Raw genomic sequence first — 17,528 nt, 5'->3', positions numbered from 1 at the left:
ACACTCTGTGGGTGTACGCACAGGTCATGCGAACAGGTCGTCGGGTGCGTTCAGAACCGGTGTTGCCTCACGTTCAGGCGTACCCGAACGGGCTGCGTTTTCCACCCGGAGTTACGATCTGCGCATCCCCGAGACCTGACCAAGGAGTGCGATGAGTGCCGTCAGCGAGCTACCGGCGCGATCGCCCCGACAGGTCGTCGGCGCGTACGTGGCCCTCACCAAGCCGCGCGTGATCGAACTGCTGCTGATCACCACCATCCCGGCGATGCTGCTGGCCGCGCGCGGCCTCCCGCCGCTGTGGCTGATCGCCTGCACGCTCGCCGGCGGCACCCTCGCGGCGGGCTCGGCGAACGCGCTGAACTGCTACGTGGACGCCGACATCGATTCGGTGATGAAGCGCACCGGGGCCCGTCCGCTCGCGCAGAACACGATCCCACCCCGCAACGCGCTGATCTTCGGCGTGGTGCTGGGCGTGGTGTCGTTCGCGTTCCTGTGGTTGACCACGAACCTGATCTCGGCCGTGTTCGCGGTGGCCACGATCCTGTTCTACATCTTCGTCTACACGCTGGTGCTCAAGCGGCGCACGTCGCAGAACATCATCTGGGGCGGGATGGCCGGCTGCATGCCGGTGATCATCGGGTGGTCCTCGGTGACCGGCACGGTCGCGTGGCCGGCCCTGGTGATGTTCGGCGTGATCTTCTTCTGGACGCCGCCGCACACGTGGGCGCTGGCGATGAAGTTCAAGGAGGACTACGCGCGGGCGGGCGTGCCGATGCTGCCGGTGGTGGCGACGGCGCAGCAGGTGACGCGGCAGATCGTGATCTACTCGTGGATCACCGTGGTGTGCACGCTGCTGCTGGCCCCCGTGACGTCGTGGATCTACGTGTCGATCGCGGCCCTGTCGGGCATCTGGTTCGCCGTGTTCGCGCACCGGCTGCACGGTGTCGTCAGGCGCGGCGGGTCGACCAACACGATGAAGTTCTTCCACATGTCGAACCTGTACCTGATGTTCGTGTTCTGCGGCCTGGCCGTGGACGCCGTCGTGGGCCTGCCCGTGCTCGGCTGGCCCTTCTAGGGCTTTCCAGCAGGCTCCTGCGCCTCGGCCGTGATGCCGCGGGCAGCGTTGCCGTGGTGACCTCGGCGTCCCTCATCGGCACGAGGCGAACTCGAAGTCGACGCGTTCGATCGGGATCGAACGCGTCGGTCACCGCGTGCCTCCCTCATCCGAGGATCGGGCCGAAAATGGTCTAGTGGGTCACCAGGTGCTCCGTGATCACCTTGCGCAAGCGGGTGAGGGCGCGGTGCTGGGCGACGCGCACCGCGCCCGGAGTCGACTCCACGGCCTCCGCCGTCTCCTCCGCCGACAGCCCCACCACGACCCGCAGCAGCAGGATCTCGCGCTGCTTGGGCGGCAGGACGTCGAGCAGCCGCGACATCTCCTCCGACAACTCGCCGCGCAGCAGGATCAGCTCCGGCCCAGCTTCGGTGACCGGGCCGTCCGGCACGTCGGCCACCGGGTCGATCCGGTTGCGCGCGCCGTACCGGTGGGCGTCGGCCACCTTGTGGGCGGCGATCCCGTAGACGAACGCCAGGAACGGCCTGCCCTGGTCGCGGTAGCGGGGGAGCGCTTGCAGCACGGCCATGCACACCTCCTGGGCGACGTCGTCGGGCGAGATCAGCGACCCGCCCAGCCGCGCGCGGCAGTAGCGCAGGACGACCGGCCGGACCGCCTTGAGCAACCGCTCCACGGCGTCCCGCACGCCACCCACCGCTTGCGTCACGACCTCGGGGGACACCGACTCTTTTAACGGAACCGTCCGACCGTCCGCGAACACCACGCACCTCCACCCCCGCCACGGCGCCCACCGCGGCTTCAACCGGGTGACGCGCACTCTCGGTGAGCCTTACGCGGGCATTCGGGGTAATTTCGGGTGACTTTCGGACCAACTTCGGTCGGATCAGGTTTGGAGAGTGACCACAGTGGTCATGAGACGTCGGCCAACAGGCGGTCGACAGTAGGATCGTTCAACGATTCTACGATGCACTGCCAGAGTTCCAGGTTCGCCGTCGCCCACCGCGAGTAGGTGGCCGCCGCCTCCGGGTCGTAGAAGTAGTAGCCCTCGTCCTGCTTGGCCTGCTGCTCGCCGACGATCTTGTGCGCCAGCTCGCGCAGCGTGATGCCGTTCTCCTCCAGGTACCGGGGCGCGAGCACGACCGGCGTCACCGGCAGCGCCTTGAACAGCGTGTCCGCGTCGGACAGCGCCTGCGCCTCCAGCGAGATGTGCCGGTGCCGGGTCCGCATCTCGGCTTCCTCGACCACCACGTCCACCCTGACCGCGACGGCGTCCGGGACGCCCGCGTCGGCCAGGATGGACAGTCGCAGCCGCCGCCCGTCCACGGGCAGCGAGTTCTTGCGGACCATGTAGTTCACGTCGTGCACCAGGGCGGCGACCTCGACCAGCGCCACGTCCGCGCCGTTGCGCCGGGCGAAGTCGACCGCCTTGTCGCGCACGAAGCTGACGTGGTGCCAGCCGTGGAACTGCAGTTTCGCGGCCAGGGTGCGGCACAGGCGCCACACCTCGCGCTCCACTTCGGAGACCGCCTGCGCCGTGATCGTCGGTGCCGAGACCGTGCTCATTGGACCCCTCCCGTGCCGGGTGGGGCGATGGTAAGGCGGTCCGGTGATCCTTAGAGCGCGTTCGTCAGTTCCTCCAGCCGGGACTCGACCGGGACGTGCCGGTGACTGGTCCCGGTGTCCGGGTCGTAGGACAGGCTCCACGGGTTGACCGCGCGGCTCTTCACCAGGAACGTCACCGTGTCGTCCGCCGCTTTCGGGATGCGGTGGAATTCGTGCGCCAGCATCGTCCCGGAATCACCCTCGACCGCCTGGGTGCTGCGCAGCAAAGTGGTGTCCTGGATGGACCGGCCGTCCGCCGCGAGCCGTGCGACGAAGCGTTCGTGCAGGTAGGAGCCCGCGAGCAGGGTGGTGCAGAAGTGGTAGCGGTGATTGTGGATGGAATCGGCGTACCCCTGCCGCCAATCCCGCTGCGGTTTGTACTCGTGCAGCCAGAAGGTGAACGGCTCGGCCGGCTCGTCGCGCAGGCACCACGCGAAGTGCGTCGTGGTCTCCCGCGATTTCGCCACCACCCGCATTTCCTCCTGCGGGCTGAGCCGGTGCAGGTGCGCGCGCAGCCGGCGGCGCAGGTCCGGGCTCGCCGCCCAGGCCCGGAACCGGCCGCGCACGTGCTCCCAGTGGTCGACGACAGGGGGGTCTGCCACAGCGATGACGGTGGCGAGCTCCACGAGGGCGGAGGACCCGGCAGACTCGGTCAACACGACTTATCAGCTCCCCAGCTGAGCGGAGGCGGAGAATTCCCGGCGGAACCGGTGGAACTTGTCCTCCAGCGCCCGGAAACGTTCTTCGGACAGCGGTGCATCGGTGATCTTCTCGAACAGCACGCGGAAGTCGGCCCGGCTGCTGCCGGGCGTGATGACGACGTGCAGTCCTGCCTTGGAATTGCTGATGCGCAGGAACTCCGCGCGTTCCATCCCGTACAGGAACGACCCCTCGGAGAAGCGGAGCGTGCGCGGGTAGAGCCGGACGACGCCGGCGCTGGTGTTGCTGTAGAGGGTCAGCCAGGCGCTGTCGTCGAACAGCTCCAGCCGGTCCAGCGGCGGGTCCGGGACGATCGTCAGGTCGATCCGCGAACACCGGCTGCGGGCCAGGAACAAGCCGACCAGGCCGATCGAGATCTGGTCGCGCAACCGGTCCACGATGGTGTCGTAGTCGCCCTCCGCGCCCTCGTGCCGCAGCAGGTAGCGGGCCCGACCGCTGATCGCGTCGTCGTCCCTCGGGTCGGCCAGGACGGCCCTGAGCTCGCACTCCGACTGCGCGAGCAGCAGCCGGCAGGCCGCGTACCGGCCGGCGAACCCGCGGAACCCGTAGAGCCGGGTCCGCTCCAGGTCCTGCATCATCAGCTGGTTGAACGCCGGGTCCGGCCGCGCGGTCGGCTCGAACACGTTGCTCGGGAAGAACTCGCGGTCCAGCGCCCGGTATTCGGCGGTGAGGTCGTGCAGCGCCTTGCGGCTCTCCTCGACCACCGGCGTGATCAACGCGCGCTGTGCCGCCGAACTGGTGATCAGCGTCTGCGTGAATCCGACCACGGCCGAGATCATGGTGCCGGTGCCGACCGACGCGATGAAGTTCCGCGCGGTCCCCGGATCCATTCCGCTCGACATGGCCAGGCTTGTTCCGGAGGTCACCACGAGGAGGAGCAGAAGCAGCCCGGTCCTGGTCCAGAACAATTCCTGCAACAGGTTGCCGCGTTCGCCCCGAGGCACCGCGGACACCATGTTCACCTCCTTGGCGGGCACCCGAAAGGGCGACTGCCATCGGTATCCGATCAACTGCGCGGAGTTACTGTACGCTGGGGTGTCGAACTGCGAAAGCGGTAATTAGTGGCAGATTTGCGGATTGATTTCCGGCCGGTCGACAGCGCACCGTGACCGGCGTTGCGCCTGCGGTGGGCCTGGGCGTCCGGCGTCCGGGGCCGCACCATAAGCTCCGCAACCATGCGTACTGTCGGCCGTACGGCCCTGGTCCTCGTCTCCCTGCTGTCCGCCGGCTTGGCGCTGTCCGCGTGCACCGCGAGCGACCGGCCGTCCACCAAGACCAACACCCCCTCGGCGACCGCGCCCGCCACCACCGAGGCGCAGGCCGAGAAGCTGCCCGAGCCGAGCGGCCCGCCGTGCGAGGTCACCCAGTACCAGGTGACCGGCGAGCCCGGCGCGAAGCCGACGATCACCGTGCCGACCGGCTGCAAGCCGCAGGACGGCCTGCTGGTCAAGGACCTCACCGAGGGCACCGGCCCGGAGATCAAGGCCGGCTCGAACACCGAGCTGCACTACGTCCTGGCCACCTTCCGCGACGCCAAGACCCGGGAAGCGTCCTGGGACAACGGCGCGCCGTTCCCGCTGAAGAACATCGGCCAGGCCCCGGTCATCCAGGGCTGGAACGAGGGCCTCATCGGCCTCAAGGAGGGCGGCCGCCGCCTGCTGGTCGTGCCGTCGGACAAGGGCTACCCGCAGGGCAAGGGCACCATCCAGCCCGGCGAGACGCTGATCTTCGTCATCGACGCCATCAAGGTCGAGGGCTGAGCCCCACCCCACCACGAGACGACGAGGGGCCCCGGCACACCGCCGGGGCCCCTCCGCGCATCACTGGCGCGGCCTTACGGCACGAGCAGCAGCTTGCCGGTCGTACGCCGTCCTTCCAGGTCCTCGTGCGCCTTACGGGCATCCGCGAGCGCGTAACGCCCACCGATCCGGATGTCCAACGACCCGTCCGCGACCGCCGCGAACAGCTCGCCCGCACGCCACTCCAACTCCTCACGGGTCGCCGTGTACGCGCCCAGCGACGGACGCGTCAGGTACACCGACCCTGCCTGGTTGAGCCGTTGCGGGTCGACCGGCGGCACCGCGCCGCTGGCCCCGCCGAACAGCACCAGGTACCCGCGCCGGCGCAGACTCGCCAGACTCCCGTCGAACGTCGCCGCGCCCACGCCGTCGTACACCGCGGCCACGCCCTCGTCGCCGGTCAGGTCCCGCACCACCGGCGCGAACTCCACCTGGTCGTACCGGATCACCTCGTCCGCGCCCGCCTCCCGCGCCAACGCCTCCTTGGCCTCGGTCGACACCGTGCCGATCACCCGCGCGCCGCGCGCCTTGGCCAACTGCACCAGCAGCAGCCCGACCCCGCCCGCGGCCGCGTGCACCAGCACCGTCTCGCCGCTCTGCACCGGGTAGGTCGACGCGACCAGGTAGTGCGCCGTGAGGCCCTGCAACAGCAGCGCACCCGCCGTGTCGTCGGCGACGCCGTCGGGCACCGGCACCGCGTCCGACGCCGAGACCAGCGCCTGCTCCGCGTAGCTGCCCAGCGCCGACGACCACGCCACCCGGTCGCCGACCGCGAACCCGGACACGTCCGGGCCCACCGCCGCCACCCGGCCCGACCCCTCCAGCCCGATGCCGAACGGCAGCGGCAGCGGGTAGCGGCCCTCGCGGTGGTAGGTGTCGATGTAGTTCACACCCGCCGCCGCCACGTCGACCAGGAGTTGGCCCGCGCCCGGCGACTTCGCGTCGACCTCGCCGAACTCCAACACCTCGGGCCCGCCGGTCGCGCGCACCACTACTGCCTTGGGCATGTCCCGTCCCTCCACACACATCTGGCCACACATCTGGCTACACACGTTCGGCCACGCACATCCGGCCACATCCGGCCGGACCCCGTCAGGCCCGTCGCTAGAGCCCAACTCTGCCGCGCACCGGCCTGTTCCGCCGCCGGCACCCGGCCGCCCCGCGTCCCGCGATCCGGGAACCCGGCCCTACCTCCCCAGCGCGACCCGCCGCGCCAGCCCCAGCGGCAGCGAACCCGACCCGGCCAGCTTGTCGTGGAACTCGCGCTGCGTGCCGGTGAACTCGTCCCGGATCCGCTCGATCTCCAACGCGCCGGTCAGGTACGACGGGGCCTGCGTCGGCCACGCGCAGTACCGGTTGACCTCGCCCTGCGCCGTGCTCGGCGTCAGCGACGCCTTCGTGGTCATGAACGCCTCGGCCTCGGCCACGTCCATGTCGCCGCAGTGCAGCGCGGTGTCCACGATCATCCGCGCCGCGCGGAACAGCCGCGCCTCCACGTACGCCAGCTCCTGGGCGCGCGCCTTGGCGGCGTCGCCGACCGTCTCCACGCTGTAGTAGCCGTGCTCCTTGAGCAGCTTCTCCGAGTACAGCGCCCACCCCTCGGAGAAGTACGGCGTGCGCAGCACCTTGCGCACCGGCCGGTTCTGGGTGGCCAGCCACGACAGGTGCCAGTGGTGGCCGGGGTACGCCTCGTGCACGGCGATCGTCGCCAACTGGGCGCGCGAGTTCGTCCGCAGCCGCTGCTCGACCTGGTCGGCGGTGAACTCCTCCGGCGGCCACGGCACGAAGAAGTGGCCCACCCGCGCGGAGGTCAGCGGCGGCGGCGACATGTAGGACGCGACGCTCAGGATCGGGCGCTGGAACGCGGGCGACGGCACCACCCGGCACTCCTCCCCGTCGGCCAGCGTCACCAGGCCGTGCTCGACCAGGAACGCCCGCGCCCGGCGCGTCTCGGCCTCGTACTCCACCCGCATCGCCTCCGGCGTCGGCGGGTGGTCGTCCTGCAGCGAGAGCATCACCGCGTGCCAGTCGTCGGTCCCGGCCAGCGCGCGGATCTCGGCCTCCAGCTCGGCGTAGGCGACCTTGCCGCGCTCGTGCAGCTCGGCCGCCCCGTACCCGAGGACCTCCTGGTCGCGCAGCAGCGTCGAGTAGAGCTGCTCGCCCATCCGCCAGTCGCCCCGCGCGGTCCGCCCGAACGCGTCCAGGAACGCCGCGAGCCGGTCGAACGCCTCCGCCGCGGGCTCCGCCGCCGCGGCCACCTTCGCCCGCAACCCCGGATCGGCCACCTCGCCCGGCAACGTCCGCGTGACGAACGCCCGCCCGGTCCGCGCCTGCGCCGCGGCCCGCGCCACGATCAGCGGCGACGCCAGGTCCGGGTCCAGGTTCGCCTGGCACGCCGCGAGCACCGAGGGCACCTCGGCGAGCCGCGCGATGACGCTGTCGACCAGCTCGTGCTCCGGCCGCAGCCGGTTGAGGAACGCGGCGAACAGCGGGAAGAACACGGCCGCGGTGTAGGTGGTGGGGTCGCGCCGCCAGGCCGGCCAGGACGCTTTGGCGAGGTGTCCGCGCAGCACGGAGATCACCAGGTCGCGGTCGACGGACTCGTCGAGGTCGTCGGTGCGGGCACGTTCGAACCGCTCCAGCCAACCGGCGGCCTCGCGGTCGTAGCGGGTGAAGAAGTCGGCGCCGAAGTCGCCGAGCGTGCGGTCGTGGGCGAGCGAGCCGAGGATCGCGGCCGTGCCCGGGTGCCGGTCGAACTGCCACGAGAGGAAATCGTCGACCAGCCGGGGGAGTGTCGTGGTTTCGGTCACGTGCACGGAAGTTACCCGCAGGTTCTACTCTGGCGGGGTGGCTGAGGACAAGAAGATCGGCGCGGCGGTCAAAACGGCGGAAGCCTTCGTGGCGGCCCACGGCAAGCCCGCGCGCGCGGTGGTGGAGAACATCGGCCGAGCGGGCGCCCGGGTGGTGCTGGTCGGCGACGACGGCGCGATGGGCGACATCGTCCTGCCGACCGTGGCGGCGGCGGAAGCCGTGGTGGCCGCGGTGTCCGACCTGGACCTCCACGAATGGGACCGCGAAACCACCGCCGCCCTGAAGGTCGGTCCCGTCCACCGCCGTAAGATGGCACGGCACTGACCAGCGGTTTTGTCGGGACTTGATCACTGGATCGAGTGAAGGTCAGGACGTTCGGGCACTAATCCCGGACGGATTTCGTTGCCAGAACAAGGTGGCGGCGCCTGGCGGAACGACCGTGACAAGGCCCCAGCCCGACCCCAGGCCGAGCCATGCCCCCACCCCGGGGCTCCCGGCCGCCCACGTCCGCCCGCCCGCGCCCCGTCGCCCACGCCACACCGGACGCACCCGCCGACGGCGGGCGAACCTACGGCGGCCCGTGGCAGATCGGGTGTCCACGGCGACGAGTGGCAGATGCCGGACGCCGCCTGGGTGGGCTGGGGTTTGTCTAGGCTGCGGTGGTGAAGGTTCTTTTTGCCACTTGCGCCTCCCTGCCCGCCGGTGACGGGGACGACGACGCGTTGATCGACGTCCTGGCCGATGTCGGGGTGGCGGCGGACTGGTCGGTGTGGGGGTCCGGGGAGACCGCCGATCTGGTGATCCTGCGGTCCACTTGGGACTACACCGAGCGGTTGGGGGAGTTCACTTCCTGGTGCTCCTCGGTGCCCGCGTTGGCGAACCCGGCGGCGGTCGTGCCGTGGAACACCGACAAGTCCTACCTGGTCGACCTCGCCGCCGCCGGGGTTCCCGTCGTGCCCACCCGTGTTGTCGCGCCGGGGTTCTCGGACTGGCCCGAGGGTGAGTTCGTGGTCAAGCCGACGGTGGGCGCGGGCTCGCGGGGTGCGCTCCGGGTCGCCGCCGGGGACCACTCCGCCGCGTCGGCGCACTTGGACTCGCTGGGGGTCGCGGCGCTCGTCCAGCCCTACCAGTCCGCCGTGGACTCGGCGGGGGAGACGGCGTTGGTCTTCTTCGGCGGCCAGTACTCGCACGCCTTCACCAAGGGCGCGATGCTCACCCCGGACGCCGAGTTCGACGAATCCGGGCTCTACCTCGTCGAACGGCTCTCCGGCGCGTCACCGACCGCCGCCCAGCGCCGGGTCGCCGAGGACGCGCTCGACGCCGCCGTCCGCCTGCTCGGCCTGCGCCGCGGCGAACTCCTCTACGCCCGGGTCGACCTGGTCACCGGGCACGACGGCGCGCCGCTGCTGCTGGAACTCGAGCTCGTGGAGCCGTCCCTCGGTTTCCGGCAGGCCGACGCCGCCGCGCCCCAGCGCTTCGCCTCGGCCGTCCGCGCCGCCCTGAGCGCCCGTCAAGCCTGGTGACGAGAACCGGGCGGCTACCGCAGGCCCGATCCGATGCCGGTCAGCGAGCGGACCTCCATCTCGGCCTGCTTGGCCGGGTCGGCCTGCTCCCGGCTGAGCACCGTCCCCAGCCACCCGCACAGGAACGAGAACGGGATCGACGCCAGGCCCGGGTTGCCCAGCGGGAACAAGGCGAAGTCCACGTCCGGGAACACCGACGTCTTCGTTCCCGACAGCGCCGGCGAGAACGCGATCAGCATCACGCACGACCCCAGCCCGCCGTAGATCGCCCACAGGGTCCCGTTGGTGTTGAACCGCTTCCAGAACATCGAGTAGATGATCGTGGACAGGTTCGCCGACGCCGCCAGCGCGAACGCCAACCCGACCAGGAACGCCACGTTCTGCCCGTTCGCCGCTATCCCGCCGCCGATCGCCAGCACCCCGACGCCCACCGCGGTCAGCCGCGCGACCCGCACCTCCGACTTCGGCTCGGCCTGCCCGCGCTTGATCACGTTCGCGTACACGTCGTGCGCGAACGACGCCGACGCCGTCAACGTCAACCCGGCCACCACCGCCAGGATCGTCGCGAACGCGACCGCGCACACGATCCCCAGCAGCACCACGCCGCCGATCCGGAACGCCAGCAGCGGCGCGGCGGAGTTCTCGCCGCCCGGCGCGTTCTTGATCGTGTCCGACCCGACCAGCGCCAGCGACCCGTACCCGATCACCAGCGTGCACAGGTAGAACACGCCCATGACCCACGTCGCCCACACGACCGACCGCCGCGCCTCGCGCGCGTTGGGCACCGTGTAGAACCGCATCAGCACGTGCGGCAGCGACGCGGTCCCGAGCACCAGCGCCAGCGCCAGCGACACGAAGTCCAGGCTCGCCAACGCCGACCCGCCGTAGCGCACGCCGGGCTCCAGCACCTCGGGCCCCAGCGACGAGTTGCGGGTGGCCGCCTCCATGATCCCGGACAGGCTGAACCCGAACTTGCCGAGCACGAACACCGACATCAGGGTCACGCACAGGATCAGCAGCACGGCCTTGATGATCTGCACCCAGGTGGTGCCCTTCATCCCGCCGACGAGCACGTACAGCACCATCACCACGCCGACGACCGCGATCACGATCGCCTGCCCGCCGCTGGTGTGCACGTCGAGCAGCAGGGCGATCAACGCGCCCGCGCCCGCCATCTGCGCGATCATGTAGAACAGCGAGATCACCAGCGTCACGTACGCCGACGCGGCCCGCACCGGCCGCTGCCGCATCCGGAACGCGAGCACGTCGCCGAGCGTGAACCGCCCGGTGTTGCGCAGCCGCTCCGCGATGATCATCAGGCCGAGCAGCCAGGACACCACCCAGCCGATCGAGTACAGGAACCCGTCGTACCCGTTGACCGCGATGCTGCCGGTGATCCCCAGGAACGAGGCCGCGGACAGGAAGTCGCCGGACAGCGCGACCCCGTTCTGCGGCCCGGTGAAGCTGCTGCCGGCGGCGTAGTAGTCCGACGCGGTCGCGTTGCGCGACCCGACCCGGTAGACCACGAACAGCGTGATCACCACGAAGACGCCGAACACGCCCAGGTTGAGCGCGGTGTTCGCGCCGGTCACCGCTTCTCCTCCGCGGTGAGCGCCCGGACCTGCGCCACCTGCGGGTCGATCCGCCGCCGGGCGTAGCGGGCGTAGGCCACCGTGAGCGCGAGCGTCGAGACGAACTGGAGCAGCCCGAACACCATGCCGGTGTTGATCTCCCCGAGCACCTTGGTGCCCATGAACTCCGGGGCGAACGCCGACGCCACCACGTAGCCCAGGTACCAGGCCAGGAAGCCGAGCACGGCGGGCAGCACGAACACCGTCGTGCGCCGCTTGAGCTCGCGGAACTCGTCGGTGTCGCGGATCGCCGCGAAGTCCGGCCGGCCGGCCGCGTCCACCAGCAGCGGTGGCGGAGGCTCCTCGAACGTCGCGAAACCGCGCGCCCGTCTGGACTCGCCCGGGGGCAGGATCGCCTTCGTCATCAATCCTCCACGGTGATTTGCCTTCTCCACCGCAGGGATCGCGCGGCTCGATGAGCGATCAGCCTAATCACGAAGTGCTCTCAGTCAACGGCCGATTGCATCACGCCGAGCCGCCGCGCAACCGTTACGGCTGCTCAACTCCCGTGCCGTCAGGCCGCCCAGCGCGGGTTTCAGCGTTGACTTCACTGTGCGTGTCTGATCCGAACGGATGAGCACATGGCCCGAGGTCGTTGTCCCGGCCCCGATCACGACCTACTATCGCCCATCAGCATCCGCCGCCGGCGTGCCTTGGCGCAGGCGTCGAACTGCGTGGCGGATCAACCACTCGAACTCCCGGGACTTGTCTGGTGACTGGCGACAACAGCGCGCGCTGGCCGTGGTGGGGCGCTGTCGCGGACTGGCGGAACTGGCGCCTGCCGGTCAAGCTCGCCGCCGTGCTGGCGGTGCCGGTGATCGTCGCCATCGGCGCGGGCATGGTGCAGATCCGCGGCTACGTAAGGGCAGCGGACGGTTACTCGGCGGCGCAGCGGATGGTCACCCTTCGTGCCGGTCTGGACCCGTTGATCGCCAACATCCAGGCCGAGCGCGCGGTGGCGGCCCGCGGTGTCGAGGCGACCAGCGTGGAACAGCGCCGGTTCAAGGAACTCCTGCGCAACACCGACGCCGCGGTGGCCGGTGTGCGCAACCTCCTGGAGCGCACCGCCTCCTCCCTGGGCCCGGTCGCCACGGCCCGGTTCGACGACGTCAACGTGCAGTTGGACGGTCTGCCGCAACTGCGTGACCGGGTGCTGGCGCGGACCATCGAGCCGGCCGGCGCGATCGGCGGCTACACGGTCGTGCTGCGCGCGCTGCTGGACTTCGACCAGGCGATGGTGGGCGACTTCGGCGACCCGGCGCTGGCCGGTACCGCGAACGCGCTGCACAACCTGGCGATGGCGGCCGAGCAGATCTCGTGGCAGCACGCGACCGTGCTCTCCGGCGTCCGCACGGGCGTGCTGCCGGAGACCGAGCGCAACTCGCTGGAGCAGTCCTGGACGCGCCAGCAGGACAAGATCGCCGACTTCACCGCCGTGGCCACGCCGCAGCAGCAGGCCGACTTCCGGTCGGCGGTCGCGGGCGAGACCGTGGCCTCCCGGGACGCGCTGCTCCAGCAGGTCCGGGTCGACCCGGAGGGGCTGCGCCGGATCGACGCCGAGGTCTGGGACGACGGCTCGACGGTCACCGCCAAGCAGTACGACCGGGTGCTGCGCGGGCTGGAGGACCAGCTCAAGGCATCCGCGGCCCGGCTCCAGGACGAGACCAGCGACCGGGCGGGCTTCGCCTCGGCGATCCTGCTGGCGTCGCTGTTCGCCGCGGTCGCGGTCGGGTTCGTGGTCGGCAGCTACCTGCTGCGCTCGCTGCGCGCCCTGCGGGTCGCCGCGCTGGACGTGGCGCAGCACCGGTTGCCGACGCTGGTGGCCCAGTTGCGCGAGGACACCGCGCCGGAGGTGACGATCGACCCGGTGCCGGTGCACACCCGGGAGGAGTTCGGCCAGCTGGCGCGCGCGTTCGACGCGGTGCACCGGCAGGCCGTCAGCTCCGCCACCGAGCAGGCCGAGCTGCGCACCGGCATGCGCAACGCGTTCATCAACCTGTCCCGCCGCAGCCAGAGCCTGGTGGAGCGGCAGCTGCGGCTGATGGAGGAGCTGGAGCGCCGGGAGGAGCAGCCCGAGCAGCTCTCGGGCCTGTTCAAGCTGGACAACCTGGCGACCCGGATGCGCCGCAACAACGAGAACCTGATGGTGCTCTCCGGCAGCGACATGGCCCGCCGCTTCACCCGCCCGGTGCCGCTGGGCGACGTGCTGCGCGCCTCGGCCTCCGAGATCGAGCAGTACCAGCGGGTGGTCGTGCAGGCCACGCCGCCGGTCGAGGTGGTCGGCTACGCCGCGGGCGACGTGGTGCGGCTGATCGCCGAGCTGATGGACAACGCCACGACGTTCTCGCCGCCGCGCACCCAGGTCGTGGTCGGCGGTCGCGGCCGGCCCGGTGGCGGTGTCCTGGTGGACGTCGTCGACGTCGGCGTGGGCATGTCCGAGGACGACCTGGTCGAGGCCAACGCGAAGATCGCGCGGGCCGCCGCCGACGAGGAGGCCGGCGACCTGCCGGTGTCGCGCCAGCTCGGCCTGTACGTGGTGGGCCGGCTCGCCGGTCGGCACGGCATCCAGGTCGCGTTGCGCGAGCAGGGCGAGGGCGTGCGCGCGGTCGTGGCGCTGCCCGCCGAGCTGGTCCGCGTGGTGCAGCCGACGGCCGCGCGCCCGGTCCCGGCCCAGCCCGGCGCGCCCCGGCACGCCGCCCCCGAGACGACCCCGGCGGGCCCGACCGCCGCGACCGACCCGACCACCCCGGCGGCCGCGACCAACGGCACGCCGGCCCGCGACGAGAAGTGGGCGTCCTTCCGGGGCCGCACCGCCGAACCGGCGCCGACCGGCCCCACGGCCTTCGGCACCACGGTCACCCCGGCGACACCGGCACCGCCGGTCAGGGCCGGGGCGTTGTTCACCAAACCCGTGCCGGCATCCGCACCCGGCACGGCGGCTCCCGCACCACCGGACACCGCCGGCGGGCCCCGTCCGGGCTCGACGTGGTTCGGCCGTTCCCGGGTTCCCGGCGGGAACGGGGAACCACCGCGCCACAACGGCGTTGAACACTCCGGGCACGTGGAGGTGCCCGGACAGGGGGATCCTCCGGTGCAGGAGAACTCCGCGGGTCTGCCGAAGAGGCGTCCGCGCTCGAACCTGGCCGCCGAACGGCCGAGTGCGCCCGACGCGGCGGCACCCGTCCGGCGGGACCCGAACGCGACACGCGGGTTCCTGGCGAGCTACCAGACCGGGGTCAGGCAAGGTGTGCACGACTCCGGTGAGAACCGAACGGGGCGGGAGAGTACGACATGAGCGGGCAGAGGTCACGGCAGATCGACCAGTTCGGCTGGCTGGTGAGCAACTTCGCCGAACGCGTGCCGGGCGTCGCCCACGCCGTGGTGATCTCCGTGGACGGGCTGCTGCTCACCGCGTCCAGCGGCCTGCCCGACGACCGGGCCGAGCAGCTGTCCGCGATCGCGGCGGGGGTCGCGAGCCTCACCGAGTCGGCCGCGCGCTGCTTCGACGGCGGCGGCGTGCTGCGCTCGGTGATCGAGATGCAGTACGGCATCATGCTGCTGATGTCGATCCGGGACGGCTCGTGCCTGGCGGTGCTGGCCGCGCCGGACGCCGACGTCGGCCAGGTGGCCTACGAGATGACCGTCGTGGTGGACCAGGTCGGCCAGCTCCTCACCCCCGAGCTGCGCGCGGAGCTGCACGGTGTGAAGCGGATGATGGCCCGCCCTTCGGCGTGAGGTGGTCATGAGCCAGGACGAGGATCCGGACGCGTCGTTCGCCGCCCTGCTGAACGGGTTCAGCCTGAGCGGGCGGCGGTCGGCGCGGCCCGCCGAGGAGCCCGACCCGGTGGAGCGGCCGACCAGGCCGCACCCGGTGTTCCAGGACGACCCGGACTTCCCGCGCGAGGAGGCGGCGTCGAGCGTGCGCGCCTACTCGTGGACCGGCGGGCGCACCACGTCGTCGCACCAGCTGGAGATCGAGACCCTGGTGTCGGTGGTCGACTGGGAGTTCCCGGGCGCGCTCCAGTCGGAGTACCAGGAGGTGCTCAACCTGGTGGCCGCGCCGCGCTCGGTGGCCGAGGTGGCGGCGCTGCTGCGGTTACCGCTGGGCGTGGCCAAGGTGCTGCTGGGCGACATGGCCGAGCGCGGCCTGATCGACGTGCACGGGACCGCGTCCGCCGAAGAACCCGATCTCGGGCTGATGGAGCGCGTGTTGGCGGGCCTCCGCCGACTCTGACTGCCTACGATGGCTTCAGTGTCGACAGAACCAGGGGGCGGTCAGCGTGGGTGTCGGACGTGAGACGCGGTTGTCGGCGTGGATCGAGCGGTTCGCCGCGCACTTCGCCGAGGAGGGCATCCCGCTGATCGGCGGGCGGATCCTCGGCTACCTGCTGGTGTGCCAGCCCAGCGAGCGGACCGCGGCGGAGCTGTCCCAGGAGCTGGAGGCCTCCAGCGGGTCCATCTCCACGAACATGAAGTTCCTGGTGAACGAGGGTCTGGTGACCAAGCGGACGCGCCGGGGCCGGCAGGCCGCGCAGTACCGGATCAACGAGAAGAAGTGGGCCGACCTGGTGCAGCGCAAGCTCGACGCGCTGACCAGCGTGCGCGAGCTGACCGAGTCCGGGATGCGGCTGCTCAGCGGCGACCCGGAGCGGGCGCAGCGGCTGCGGGCCGTGGACGACCTCTACACGTGGCTGGCGACGGAGCTGCCCGCGGTCTGGGAGCGCAGGCCCTCGTCCTCCAGGTGAGGGCGCACGCGGGTCGCGGTCCACAGGTTCGCCGTGGCGATCACGACCGCGCCCGCGCCCAGCACGTGCACCGAGACCAGCACCTCGGGCACGCCCGTCCAGTACTGGACCATGCCGACCGCGCCCTGCGCGACGACCGTGGCGATCAGCACCAGGTAGGCGCGCCGGGCCTGGCGGCCGAGCACGAAGCCCAGCGCCACCAGCATGCCGAGGAACAGGAACAGCAGGTCGGCGTGGATCTGGGCGAGCGTCGGCACGGGCAGTTGCAGGCGGGGCGTGGCGGAGTCGCCGGCGTGCGGACCGGCGGCGGTGACGAACGTGCCGGCCAGCATCAGCAGGCCGAGCACCGCGGCCTGCACGACCTGAAGCCGCGTCACGTTCTTGGACACCAGCGGCACGGCGGGCCCGTCGCCTTCGCGCAGCGAGGCCACCAGCAGCACCGCGGCCCAGGTGAGCACCATCGACACCAGCATGTGGATGCTGACCGTCCACCACAGCAGGCCGGTGAGCACCAGCGACCCGCCGATGACGGCCTGGAGGACCACGCCGCCGAACTGGACCAGCGCGAGCGTCAGGACCCGTCGCCGGCGCGGCCGGTCGACCCAGGCGGAGAGCACGCACAGCGCGGCGACGATCCCGACGACGCCGGTCAGCGTCCGGTTGCCGAACTCGACCCACTGGTGCAGCGGCGCGACCTCGGGGTGGGCCACCGGGATGAGGCTGCCGTCCACGCACTCGGGCCACGTCGGGCAGCCGAGCCCGGACCCGGTGACCCGGACGACCGACCCGGTGACCGCGATCCCCGCCTCGGCGATCACCACCGCGATGGCGAACACGCGCTGGAACTTGAGGAGGAAGCCGGTCAACCAGGTGGGCACGGCTACCGATGGTAGGTAGCGGGAGCTGAGGGGTCCGCGCCGGGTCCGGTCCGCCGGGGGGTGGAGTGGCCCGGCTCACGGGCGGGTGGGCGTCCTACCGTCGGGTGAATGCGGTGGCGGGTCGGCCGTCGCGGCGGTTGCATCGAACGGACGAGTCCGCACGACGTTGTGGGGAGACCAGGACATGCGACCGCGTATCACCGGCTTGGCGGCGGCAGTGGTGCTCGCCGCCGGTCTGTTCACCTCGACCGGGACCGCCACCGCCGCGCCGATCGGGGTGGGGCTGCCCACCATCGTCGACGCCGCCAAGGACAAGGCCGCGCTGAAGTACCCCCAGGCGCGGTTCTTCGGCGCGGAGGCCGAACTGGACCAGCCGCCGGTGAGCGGCGTGGAGGGCATCGAGGGGTGGGCGGTGAACTTCAGCGACCCGAGTCACCCGTCGGGCGGTTTCAGCTACATCTACGACATCCGCGGCGAGTACGTGGAGACCGTGATCTGGCAGCCCGGGGTGGGGATCGAGGCCGTGGAGCCGTTCACCATGATCGAGGACAAGGCGCTGGCCGCGTTGCGCGGCAGCGGGGTCACCGAGCCGTTCAGCGAGCTGTACCTCGCGCAGCCGGTGGTGCCGGACTCCGAGCCGATCTACTACTTCTGCGTGGTGCGAGGCGACGAGGGGCAGGTCACCGGGGTCGGCACCAGGTCGTTGGAGGTCTTCCCGGACCTGTTCGGCTGCGCACCGTAGGT

18 protein-coding genes are annotated in these 17,528 nt (G+C 71.2%); 9 read left to right on the top strand and 9 right to left on the bottom strand.

The genetic code is table 11. The features are described from left to right. Positions 1 to 151: 151 nt before the first annotated feature. Positions 152 to 1,075, top strand: a complete 924-nt coding sequence (locus BN6_RS30135) for a heme o synthase (RefSeq protein WP_015103618.1) — start codon at positions 152 to 154, stop codon at positions 1,073 to 1,075. Between the two features lie 172 nt (positions 1,076 to 1,247). Here BN6_RS30135 and BN6_RS30130 read toward each other — a convergent pair whose 3' ends face one another. The 4 genes from BN6_RS30130 to BN6_RS30115 all read right to left on the bottom strand — a co-directional run bounded on the left by BN6_RS30130 (position 1,248) and on the right by BN6_RS30115 (position 4,353). Next, positions 1,248 to 1,835, bottom strand: coding sequence for a sigma-70 family RNA polymerase sigma factor (locus BN6_RS30130; protein WP_015103617.1), 588 nt, complete (start codon positions 1,833 to 1,835; stop codon positions 1,248 to 1,250). A 149-nt stretch (positions 1,836 to 1,984) separates the two neighbouring features. Continuing rightward, entirely contained in the window at positions 1,985 to 2,638 is a 654-nt protein-coding gene (locus BN6_RS30125) for a hypothetical protein (protein WP_015103616.1), read from the bottom strand. 50 nt (positions 2,639 to 2,688) lie between these two features. Further along, entirely contained in the window at positions 2,689 to 3,279 is a 591-nt protein-coding gene (locus BN6_RS30120; RefSeq protein ID WP_231904788.1) for a hypothetical protein, read from the bottom strand. Positions 3,280 to 3,342: 63 nt separating this feature from the next. Further along, the gene (locus BN6_RS30115; RefSeq protein ID WP_051076063.1) at positions 3,343 to 4,353 is read right to left on the bottom strand and encodes a hypothetical protein; all 1,011 of its coding nucleotides are present in this window, start codon (positions 4,351 to 4,353) and stop codon (positions 3,343 to 3,345) included. A gap of 219 nt (positions 4,354 to 4,572) precedes the next feature. Here BN6_RS30115 and BN6_RS30110 point away from each other — a divergent pair, with 219 nt between their 5' ends. Then, positions 4,573 to 5,157 carry an FKBP-type peptidyl-prolyl cis-trans isomerase gene (locus tag BN6_RS30110; protein WP_015103613.1) on the top strand — a complete coding sequence of 195 codons (585 nt, stop codon included), beginning with the start codon at positions 4,573 to 4,575 and terminating at the stop codon, positions 5,155 to 5,157. Positions 5,158 to 5,231: 74 nt separating this feature from the next. On the opposite strand, the gene BN6_RS30105 is transcribed toward BN6_RS30110, so the two are convergent. Next, a complete protein-coding gene (locus BN6_RS30105; RefSeq protein WP_015103612.1) occupies positions 5,232 to 6,203 on the bottom strand; it encodes a quinone oxidoreductase family protein in 972 nt (323 codons plus the stop codon). Positions 6,204 to 6,383: 180 nt separating this feature from the next. Then, on the bottom strand, positions 6,384 to 8,006 hold the full coding sequence (locus BN6_RS30100) for a DUF885 domain-containing protein (protein ID WP_231904787.1): 1,623 nt from the start codon (positions 8,004 to 8,006) through the stop codon (positions 6,384 to 6,386). 37 nt (positions 8,007 to 8,043) lie between these two features. Between BN6_RS30100 and BN6_RS30095 the strand changes: the two genes are divergently transcribed. Together BN6_RS30095 and BN6_RS30090 are read left to right on the top strand one after the other, a co-directional pair. After that, on the top strand, positions 8,044 to 8,331 hold the full coding sequence (locus tag BN6_RS30095; RefSeq protein ID WP_041314554.1) for a hypothetical protein: 288 nt from the start codon (positions 8,044 to 8,046) through the stop codon (positions 8,329 to 8,331). Positions 8,332 to 8,666: 335 nt separating this feature from the next. After that, positions 8,667 to 9,530 (top strand): ATP-grasp domain-containing protein, encoded by an 864-nt coding sequence (locus tag BN6_RS30090; protein WP_015103609.1) that lies wholly within the window; start codon positions 8,667 to 8,669, stop codon positions 9,528 to 9,530. A gap of 14 nt (positions 9,531 to 9,544) precedes the next feature. Here the strand turns inward: BN6_RS30090 and BN6_RS30085 are convergent, their stop codons facing one another. Together BN6_RS30085 and BN6_RS30080 are read right to left on the bottom strand one after the other, a co-directional pair. Next, the gene (locus BN6_RS30085; RefSeq protein WP_015103608.1) at positions 9,545 to 11,122 is read right to left on the bottom strand and encodes a solute symporter family protein; all 1,578 of its coding nucleotides are present in this window, start codon (positions 11,120 to 11,122) and stop codon (positions 9,545 to 9,547) included. Then, the gene (locus BN6_RS30080; protein ID WP_015103607.1) at positions 11,119 to 11,526 is read right to left on the bottom strand and encodes a DUF485 domain-containing protein; all 408 of its coding nucleotides are present in this window, start codon (positions 11,524 to 11,526) and stop codon (positions 11,119 to 11,121) included. The genes BN6_RS30085 and BN6_RS30080 overlap by 4 nt, the downstream gene beginning before the upstream one ends. A 347-nt stretch (positions 11,527 to 11,873) precedes the next feature. Between BN6_RS30080 and BN6_RS30075 the strand changes: the two genes are divergently transcribed. Genes BN6_RS30075 through BN6_RS30060 form a run of 4 tightly spaced genes read left to right on the top strand, consistent with a single transcriptional unit; the run spans position 11,874 to position 15,906 of the window. Further along, the gene (locus BN6_RS30075) at positions 11,874 to 14,456 is read left to right on the top strand and encodes a sensor histidine kinase (RefSeq protein WP_015103606.1); all 2,583 of its coding nucleotides are present in this window, start codon (positions 11,874 to 11,876) and stop codon (positions 14,454 to 14,456) included. After that, positions 14,453 to 14,896: a roadblock/LC7 domain-containing protein gene (locus BN6_RS30070; RefSeq protein ID WP_015103605.1), complete on the top strand. Its 444-nt coding sequence runs from the start codon at positions 14,453 to 14,455 to the stop codon at positions 14,894 to 14,896. The genes BN6_RS30075 and BN6_RS30070 overlap by 4 nt, the downstream gene beginning before the upstream one ends. 7 nt (positions 14,897 to 14,903) lie before the next feature. Continuing rightward, complete coding sequence (locus BN6_RS30065; protein WP_015103604.1) at positions 14,904 to 15,395, top strand: DUF742 domain-containing protein; 492 nt, start codon at positions 14,904 to 14,906, stop codon at positions 15,393 to 15,395. 46 nt (positions 15,396 to 15,441) lie between these two features. Further along, positions 15,442 to 15,906, top strand: coding sequence for a GbsR/MarR family transcriptional regulator (locus BN6_RS30060; RefSeq protein WP_015103603.1), 465 nt, complete (start codon positions 15,442 to 15,444; stop codon positions 15,904 to 15,906). Here BN6_RS30060 and BN6_RS30055 read toward each other — a convergent pair. Next, a complete protein-coding gene (locus BN6_RS30055) occupies positions 15,843 to 16,784 on the bottom strand; it encodes a COX15/CtaA family protein (protein ID WP_015103602.1) in 942 nt (313 codons plus the stop codon). The genes BN6_RS30060 and BN6_RS30055 overlap by 64 nt on opposite strands. 184 nt (positions 16,785 to 16,968) lie before the next feature. Between BN6_RS30055 and BN6_RS30050 the strand changes: the two genes are divergently transcribed. Beyond that, complete coding sequence (locus BN6_RS30050) at positions 16,969 to 17,526, top strand: hypothetical protein (protein WP_015103601.1); 558 nt, start codon at positions 16,969 to 16,971, stop codon at positions 17,524 to 17,526. Positions 17,527 to 17,528: the final 2 nt, after the last annotated feature.

The sequence above is a fragment of the Saccharothrix espanaensis DSM 44229 genome (assembly GCF_000328705.1).
Classification (GTDB): domain Bacteria; phylum Actinomycetota; class Actinomycetes; order Mycobacteriales; family Pseudonocardiaceae; genus Actinosynnema; species Actinosynnema espanaense.
Note: the sequence above shows the minus strand (reverse complement) of the source record. Positions and strands in the feature narration are given on the sequence as shown.

Bases quoted from the DNA above. Each gene is read 5' to 3' on its own strand.
- BN6_RS30070 (WP_015103605.1), top strand. From the start codon at position 14,453: ATGAGCGGGCAGAGGTCACGGCAGATCGACCAGTTCGGCTGGCTGGTG.
- BN6_RS30135 (WP_015103618.1), top strand. From the start codon at position 152: ATGAGTGCCGTCAGCGAGCTACCGGCGCGATCGCCCCGACAGGTCGTC.
- BN6_RS30080 (WP_015103607.1), bottom strand. From the start codon at position 11,526: ATGACGAAGGCGATCCTGCCCCCGGGCGAGTCCAGACGGGCGCGCGGT.
- BN6_RS30125 (WP_015103616.1), bottom strand. From the start codon at position 2,638: ATGAGCACGGTCTCGGCACCGACGATCACGGCGCAGGCGGTCTCCGAA.
- BN6_RS30110 (WP_015103613.1), top strand. From the start codon at position 4,573: ATGCGTACTGTCGGCCGTACGGCCCTGGTCCTCGTCTCCCTGCTGTCC.
- BN6_RS30050 (WP_015103601.1), top strand. From the start codon at position 16,969: ATGCGACCGCGTATCACCGGCTTGGCGGCGGCAGTGGTGCTCGCCGCC.
- BN6_RS30105 (WP_015103612.1), bottom strand. From the start codon at position 6,203: ATGCCCAAGGCAGTAGTGGTGCGCGCGACCGGCGGGCCCGAGGTGTTG.
- BN6_RS30065 (WP_015103604.1), top strand. From the start codon at position 14,904: ATGAGCCAGGACGAGGATCCGGACGCGTCGTTCGCCGCCCTGCTGAAC.
- BN6_RS30115 (WP_051076063.1), bottom strand. From the start codon at position 4,353: ATGGTGTCCGCGGTGCCTCGGGGCGAACGCGGCAACCTGTTGCAGGAA.